Source organism: Stenotrophomonas sp. PS02289 (assembly GCF_029960115.1).
Lineage (GTDB): Bacteria > Pseudomonadota > Gammaproteobacteria > Xanthomonadales > Xanthomonadaceae > Stenotrophomonas.
Genome location: NZ_JASCOZ010000322.1, coordinates 1 through 1,662, shown reverse-complemented (window position 1 = coordinate 1,662; position 1,662 = coordinate 1). Strand labels below are relative to the sequence as shown.

Annotated in this window: 1 protein-coding gene; it reads left to right on the top strand. The window is 68.4% G+C overall.

The features are described from left to right. Nucleotides 1–239 precede the first annotated feature (239 nt). On the top strand, nucleotides 240–1,604 hold the full coding sequence (locus QMX83_RS21370; protein ID WP_282298630.1) for a VOC family protein: 1,365 nt from the start codon (nucleotides 240–242) through the stop codon (nucleotides 1,602–1,604). Nucleotides 1,605–1,662: the final 58 nt, after the last annotated feature.

The following is a 1,662-nucleotide window of genomic DNA, read 5'->3' as shown; positions in this document are numbered from 1 at the left end:
TGTGTATAACACACCGCCGTACCCGGGATCCGGTAGCGCCGGCCGTGGGCCGGCCCAAGGGGTATTTCAACGTTCATGAGGGCCGGCCAACGTTATGTCCGCCGTCCTGGCGGACACCCTTCGGGCCGTCGCTACGCGACGTTGAGGACCGCTCCTGCGGTCCTCTTCGGCGCTACCGGTCAATCGCCACCTGCGCGACAATGGCCTAAATCCCCCCGCGCCCTGTCTCCGAGTACGCAATGAGCACCACTGCCTTCGTTTCGCCCGACGACATCCGCACCCTGTTCGCGCAGGCCATGTCCAGCATGTACCGCACCGAAGTGCCGCTGTACGGCACGCTGGTCGACCTGGTCGCTGAAATCAACGACGCCGTTCTCACCGACAACCCGGCCCTGGCCGAGCAGCTCGATCGCAACGACGAGCGCGCACGCCTCGCCCAGGAGCGCCACGGCGCGATCCGCGTCGGCACCGCCGCCGAACTCGCCATCCTCGGCCGTCTGTTCGCGGTCATGGGCATGCACCCGGTGGGCTACTACGACCTGTCCGTGGCCGGCGTGCCGGTGCACTCCACCGCGTTCCGCCCGCGCACCGCCGCCGCACTCGCGCACAATCCGTTCCGCGTGTTCACCTCGCTGCTGCGGCTGGAACTGATCGAAGACCCCGCACTCCGCGAGCAGGCCGCGCAGATCCTCGCGCGCCGCCACATCTTCACCGACGAATGCCTGCACCTGATCGATGTGGCCGAACGTGACGGCGGCCTGGAAGAAACCGACGCCCGCCGCTTCGTGCTGGCCGCGCTGGAAACCTTCCGCTGGCACAGCGACGCCACCGTCTCGCTGGACACCTACCATGCACTGAGCAAGGCCCATCGCCTGATCGCCGACGTGGTCAGCTTCCGCGGCCCGCACATCAATCACCTCACCCCGCGCACGCTGGACATCGACGCCGCCCAGGCCGGCATGCTCGCGCGCGGCATCGACGCCAAGGCCGTGGTCGAAGGCCCGCCGCCGCGTCGCTGCCCCATCCTGCTGCGCCAGACCAGCTTCAAGGCACTCGAGGAAGAAGTGAACTTCCCCGAAGACGGCCGCAGCGACGTCGGCACCCACACCGCGCGTTTCGGCGAGATCGAACAGCGCGGCCTCGCGCTCACCCCCAAGGGCCGCGCGCTGTACGACCAGCTGCTCAACCAGGCGCGTGACGCCGGTGGAGCCGGCAGCACCGGCGGCGACTACACCACGCGCCTGGCCACCGCCTTCGCCGCGTTCCCGGACGACCACGACACCCTGCGCCGCGAAGGGCTGGGGTATTACCGCTATGCGTTGACCGAGGCCGGGCGTGCGGATCGTGGTGCCGTGGGTGATCTGCCGGCCGAGGCGTTGATTGCCGCCGGGTTGGCGACGGCCGATCCCATCGTGTACGAGGACTTCCTGCCGGTGAGTGCGGCGGGGATTTTCCAGTCCAACCTCGGCGGGGAAGAGCAGCGGGCGTATGCCGCGCATGCCAATCGTGAGGCGTTTGAGCAGGCGTTGGGGTTGAAGGTGGAAGACGAGTTCGGGATTTACCAGCGCCTCCAAGACGAGTCGCTCGCCTCGCTGCACCGGTAGCGCCGGCCGTTGGCCGGCCCTCATGAACGTTGAATCATCCGGTGGGCCGGCCAACGGC